The sequence below is a fragment of the Avibacterium endocarditidis genome (assembly GCF_002921145.1).
Taxonomy (GTDB): Bacteria; Pseudomonadota; Gammaproteobacteria; order Enterobacterales; family Pasteurellaceae; genus Avibacterium; species Avibacterium endocarditidis.
In genome coordinates this window covers 1-4,893 of the sequence record NZ_PQVI01000055.1, presented here as the reverse complement: position 1 = coordinate 4,893, position 4,893 = coordinate 1, and the positions used below count along the sequence as shown (strand labels likewise).

At 39.7% G+C, this 4,893-nt stretch carries 6 protein-coding genes and 1 pseudogene; 4 read left to right on the top strand and 3 right to left on the bottom strand.

Annotated elements, in window-relative coordinates; all coding sequences use genetic code 11:
- Positions 1-109: 109 nt before the first annotated feature.
- The 4 genes from C3Z13_RS04420 (at position 110) to C3Z13_RS04405 (ending at position 2,599) form a co-directional block, all read left to right on the top strand.
- Entirely contained in the window at positions 110-706 is a 597-nt protein-coding gene (locus tag C3Z13_RS04420) for an opacity family porin (protein WP_103855117.1), read from the top strand.
- A 139-nt stretch (positions 707-845) separates the two neighbouring features.
- Positions 846-1,256 carry a DNA polymerase III subunit psi gene (locus tag C3Z13_RS04415; protein ID WP_103855116.1) on the top strand — a complete coding sequence of 137 codons (411 nt, stop codon included), beginning with the start codon at positions 846-848 and terminating at the stop codon, positions 1,254-1,256.
- Positions 1,256-1,699, top strand: coding sequence for a ribosomal protein S18-alanine N-acetyltransferase (gene rimI, locus C3Z13_RS04410; RefSeq protein ID WP_103855115.1), 444 nt, complete (start codon positions 1,256-1,258; stop codon positions 1,697-1,699). The genes C3Z13_RS04415 and rimI overlap by 1 nt, the downstream gene beginning before the upstream one ends.
- Before the next feature lie 9 nt (positions 1,700-1,708).
- The gene (locus C3Z13_RS04405) at positions 1,709-2,599 is read left to right on the top strand and encodes a DMT family transporter (protein WP_103855114.1); all 891 of its coding nucleotides are present in this window, start codon (positions 1,709-1,711) and stop codon (positions 2,597-2,599) included.
- Between the two features lie 28 nt (positions 2,600-2,627).
- On the opposite strand, the gene C3Z13_RS04400 is transcribed toward C3Z13_RS04405, so the two are convergent.
- From C3Z13_RS04400 to C3Z13_RS04390, 3 genes and pseudogenes are all read right to left on the bottom strand, one after another.
- Positions 2,628-3,068, bottom strand: a complete 441-nt coding sequence (locus C3Z13_RS04400; protein WP_103855113.1) for a methyltransferase family protein — start codon at positions 3,066-3,068, stop codon at positions 2,628-2,630.
- Positions 3,068-3,808: a pyruvate formate lyase 1-activating protein gene (pflA, locus tag C3Z13_RS04395; RefSeq protein WP_103853371.1), complete on the bottom strand. Its 741-nt coding sequence runs from the start codon at positions 3,806-3,808 to the stop codon at positions 3,068-3,070. The genes C3Z13_RS04400 and pflA overlap by 1 nt, the downstream gene beginning before the upstream one ends.
- Before the next feature lie 135 nt (positions 3,809-3,943).
- Positions 3,944-4,765, bottom strand: a pseudogene (locus C3Z13_RS04390) (5'-nucleotidase, lipoprotein e(P4) family).
- Between the last annotated feature and the right edge of the window lie 128 nt (positions 4,766-4,893).

Genomic DNA, 4,893 nt, shown 5'->3' with positions numbered 1-4,893 from the left:
AAGTGCGGTGTATTTTTGTAAAGAATGTAAACAAGCGTTGAACTATTTACCGTTAGTTAAAAACTATGCTAGAATTAAACAATTTTTATAACCTTTATTGGAGAATACTATGAAGAAATTATTAGCAGTCGTAATTGGTGCTTTAGCTGTTTCAGCAACAGCCAATGCAAATTGGTATGTACAAGGGGATTTAGGTTACTCAAAAACTAAATTTACTGGAGGTTTCAATGATCTTAATATGGGCAAAGTAGCTCCAAGTGTGGCTGTTGGATATAAAGTCAATGAACTACGTTTTGCATTAGATTACACTTATTATGGTAAGAAAAACTATTCTTATCATATTCAAGAAAATGCTACAGATTATGAAAAAGGCAATGGTTCAATTAAAGCTCAAGGTTTTGGTTTTTCTGCCCTTTATGATTTTAATTTAGATATTCCACTTAAGCCTTACATTGGTGCTCGTTTATCCTTAAATAAGGTAAAGCTTAATGACACTTCGGTAGAAGTTAACCCTAATGGGCATTTTACGGGTTCTGATAATGAGTCACACACTAAATTCGGTTATGGTGTATTAGCAGGAGCTTCTTATCAACTTACGGATAATTTAGCTTTAGATGCAGGTGTTCAATTGCAACGTTTAGCTTCTTTTGAAAATACCAAAGTAAACCAATATGGTGTAAAAGTAGGTCTTCGTTACGAATTCTAATCATCAACTTTTATAGATTTTCATTGTCAGTGCGGTGGTTTTCCACCGCATTTTTTTATGCTGAAATATTTTGCCTTTATTTGATGAACCTTTGCTAAATGTTTACAATACAGCAATTTTCTTAATCAACGGTAACATAATGAAACGGCATCAACTTCTGTTACAAGAAATGGGGCTTTTCCAATGGCAACTGGTGCGCCCTGAAAGTTTGCAAGGCGTAGTAAATATTCCTATTGATGAGCAGGTGCGGTTGGTGATCATTAGTGAAACCGAAAATCCCCCAACTGCATTATTACAAGATATTTTGCGTAGCTTAGATCTAAATCAAAATGAATATTTAGCGATTCATTTTGATTTTATCCCCCACTTGCACGTCAGCCACGAAGTGCATTATTGGCTCTTAAGTGAAAATTCAGAAAAAATCCACTGCACTTTACCTTATTGTCAAAAAGCATTGAGCCAATGGCGCTCGCCAGATTGGCAAACCTTTATGGCAAGCCCACAAGAAAAACGTAAATTATGGCAACAAATTCAAGGAATTAACCCATAATGGTAAAAATTTCCCCTATTCTATCTCAGGATTTTGATCGATTATTTGAGATCGAACAGCAGGCACATCTTGTGCCTTGGTCATTGGGAACATTAAAAAATAATCAAGGCGAGCGCTATTTCAATTTAAAATTGGAGAAAGAGCAACGTATTATCGGCTTTGCTATTTGCCAAAAAGTGCTTGATGAAGCGACCCTATTCAACCTTGCCATTGATCCAGCCTATCAAGGGCAAGGCTTAGGAAAGCAATTATTGCATTCGTTAATCGATGAATTGCGCGGGCAGGGCATTTTGACGTTATGGCTAGAAGTGCGTCAATCCAATGAAATTGCACAAAAACTTTATCTGCAATGCGGCTTTAACGAAGTGGATATTCGTAAAAATTATTATCCAACGTTAGACGGTGGACGAGAAAACGCCGTGGTTATGGCGTGTTATTTATAAGGAACAACAATGTTAGAACGTTATCGTGGGGAAATTATCCTTTTATTTGTGACTATTTCGGCCGCTATTGGCTGGTTCTTTTCAAAATATGCCATTGATGCTTTGCCCTCGGTAGGATTTATCGGTTTGCGGTTTTTTCTTGCCGCACTGGTTTTTCTGCCCTTTGCTTACGTTCATTTACGCCGTTTAAATCGCCAGCAAGTGATAAGTGCGGTGCTAATTGGTGGTGTTTTTGCGGTTTTTCTTGGTGTTTGGATTTTAGCCATCACCAATAATACCAATTTCGGTGAGGGTGCGTTTCTCACCAGTTTATCAATGTTGATCGCACCGTTGCTCGCTTGGATCGTGTTTAAACAAAAACCACAATCGAGCTTTTGGCTCTGTTTACCCATTGCGGTTTTAGGCTTGTACTTTCTTGCCTTAGGCAACAATGGCTTTGATCTTTCTTCCGATAATAGCCTGTATTTGCTCACTTCATTATTGGCCGCTAGCTATTTTGTGCTTAATCATCATTATGCACGCCACGTTCCCGTGTTGCCACTCACCACCATTCAGCTTGCTATGGTTGGGATTTTATGTGGTTTGTATTCAATGTTTATGGAAACTTGGCCTGCAAATATTCCTAATGAAACTTGGAGTTGGTTGGCTGCTAGCGTGTTGATCGCCACCAATTTCCGCTTTTTACTGCAAACGCTCGGGCAGAAATATTCCAGTGTCGGTAATGCCGCATTAATTATGCTGCTTGAGCCGGTATGGACGCTGTTTTTAAGTATGATAATTTTCCACGAGCCGCTCACTCCCCATAAGGCACTAGGCTGCGGCTTAATTTTTATTGCCTTAATTTTCTACCGCTTGCCGAAAGAAAAAGTAAAACAGTTTTTGCGTAGAAAAAAATGCTAAAAAATGACCGCACTTTCTGTACGGTGAGTTATATCCAGCGTCTAACCTGTTGGCAATATTGACGGTAGGTGTCGCCAAAAATTCGTAATAACGCTTGTTCCTCTTGCTTTATTTGGAACTGGTTCATAATGAGAACAAAGAAAATCAGCCCCAAAATTGCCAGCCCATTGCCTAGCCATAAAAACCAGCTGAGTAAAATCAACCATAAACTAAGATACATGGGGTTGCGGCTAAACGCATAAATGCCTGTTGTGATAAGCTGCGAAGTTTTTTCTACCGACAGCGGACTGATCGTGGTTTTAGCTTGATGAAATTGCCAAAGGCTACAAATAGCAATAAGGCCTGCGAGTAACACTATCGGCAAAATAAGAAGTCGTGAAAGGTGAAATAATCTAAAGGGCGGAAGCAAATACATTCCGCCCGCACAAGCAAGGAAAACGAGGGGAGGAGGAAGGATAATCTTCCCCATTAATAACTTACCTTATGCCCATAGCTTTCAAGGATTTGCTTGATATGCTCAAGGGATTCTTTTGTTGGTGGTTTAACATCTTCCAGTTCGTATTTTTCCCCCATCGCTTCCCATTTATGTGCGCCAAGGCGGTGGTAGGGGAGTAGCTCAACTTTTTCAATATTGTGCATATCTTGAATGAACTGCCCAAGCAAATGCACGTCTTCATCGCTGTCTGTCCAGCCCGGCACAACCACATAGCGAATCCATACAGGCTGGTTGCGTTTTTGTAAATATCGAGCAAATTCTAAGGTGCGTTTATTAGGCACACCAATCAAATTTTGGTGTACGCGATCATTGAGTTCTTTCAGATCGAGCAGCACTAAATCGGTAACATCAAGCAGTTCATCAATAATATGATCATAATGACGAACAAATCCGTTGGTGTCTAAACAGGTGTGAATACCTTCTTTTTTGCAAGCACGAAACCAATCGCGCACAAACTCTGCTTGTAACACGGCTTCACCGCCAGAGGCAGTAACGCCACCGCCAGAAGCATTCATAAAATGTCGATAAGTAACCACTTCTTTCATTAGATCTTCTACGGAAATTTCTTTTCCGCCGTGTAGATCCCAAGTATCACGGTTGTGGCAGTATTTGCAACGCATTAAGCAGCCTTGCAAAAACAGGATAAAACGGATTCCCGGGCCATCAACCGTGCCGCAAGATTCATAAGAATGGTAGCGAGCTAAAACAGACATAATGTTCCTTTGTTAGAGAGAATGTAAAATCGTTAATTTCTATTTAAGGCTTTCAAAAAAAGCATTAAATGGAAATCAATCTGCCTAAGCGTAAGGCAGATTGTGTGTATTATAGCGTAATCTTGGCGAAAAAACTTATTTTCCGCTCCATGCTTTGATGGCATCGTGGCGAATTTTGACACGGCTTTGATCATCACCTTTGTAATAATCTTTAGCTAAACCACCTTCCCAATCGCCATAGTTTGGATTTGGTAACATAATGAATTTTTTACCAAATTGCTTACTATTTTGTTGAACGAAAGCACGGCGTTCTGCGTTAGATTTTTTATAGGTAGCATCGCCAAAATCGTTAAGGTTATCGCCAACATAAAGGACGATGTCGTAACCCAGTTTTTCAATTTCAGCAAAGCGAGGGGATTTATTTGATTTGTCTTTTTTCCAAATAAAGCACTTCTTCACATGCCCCGATAAAGCCAAGGGTTTTTAGATCATCAAGGGTTGCGGTTTTTTCTGTGGCATCTTTACGATTAGAAACGTAGAACACTTTACCCGTTGTGGGTATTTAACATAATTATTAAATTCTACGCCCCCGGCACTGCAGCAGTTTCACGCGCATTGACCCAGCGAGTCCAATCTTCGCCATTAAACCCTGTGCCTGTCTGCACTTGCCAGCCTGCATAAGCGCTGTTGTCCATCATTGTTTCATCAAGATCAACCACAACCGCTTTCTTTTACCTTTTAGCCGCTTTCGCTTGGTCGAATGCCACTTTTGCCAGATTAAAGGCTTGGTAAGTTAAGGCTTGGTATTCCCCTGATTGTTGCACCCAGTTTAAAGCCTAATACCGCTTGCTCTTGTAATTGTTGTTCCGCATTTTGCTGGCTTGAAGTGCAAGACAGTGAGTGCAAAAAGGGAAAGAAAAGGGTGAGTACAGCTAGTTTGAATTTTGTGTTTTTCATCGCTTCTCCTGTAGAAAAGTAAGTTGTAGGAAAGTCATTAAAAAATTCGGTAAAAAACTACCGCACTTATTATAGCAGATAAAATTTCTAGAATAATAATATTCTAGTTAAACTCTCTATCACATTTA

Coding starts and splice junctions, on each gene's coding strand:
- C3Z13_RS04420 (WP_103855117.1), top strand. CDS start 110: ATGAAGAAATTATTAGCAGTCGTAATTGGTGCTTTAGCTGTTTCAGCA.
- C3Z13_RS04415 (WP_103855116.1), top strand. CDS start 846: ATGAAACGGCATCAACTTCTGTTACAAGAAATGGGGCTTTTCCAATGG.
- rimI (WP_103855115.1), top strand. CDS start 1,256: ATGGTAAAAATTTCCCCTATTCTATCTCAGGATTTTGATCGATTATTT.
- C3Z13_RS04405 (WP_103855114.1), top strand. CDS start 1,709: ATGTTAGAACGTTATCGTGGGGAAATTATCCTTTTATTTGTGACTATT.
- C3Z13_RS04400 (WP_103855113.1), bottom strand. CDS start 3,068: ATGGGGAAGATTATCCTTCCTCCTCCCCTCGTTTTCCTTGCTTGTGCG.
- pflA (WP_103853371.1), bottom strand. CDS start 3,808: ATGTCTGTTTTAGCTCGCTACCATTCTTATGAATCTTGCGGCACGGTT.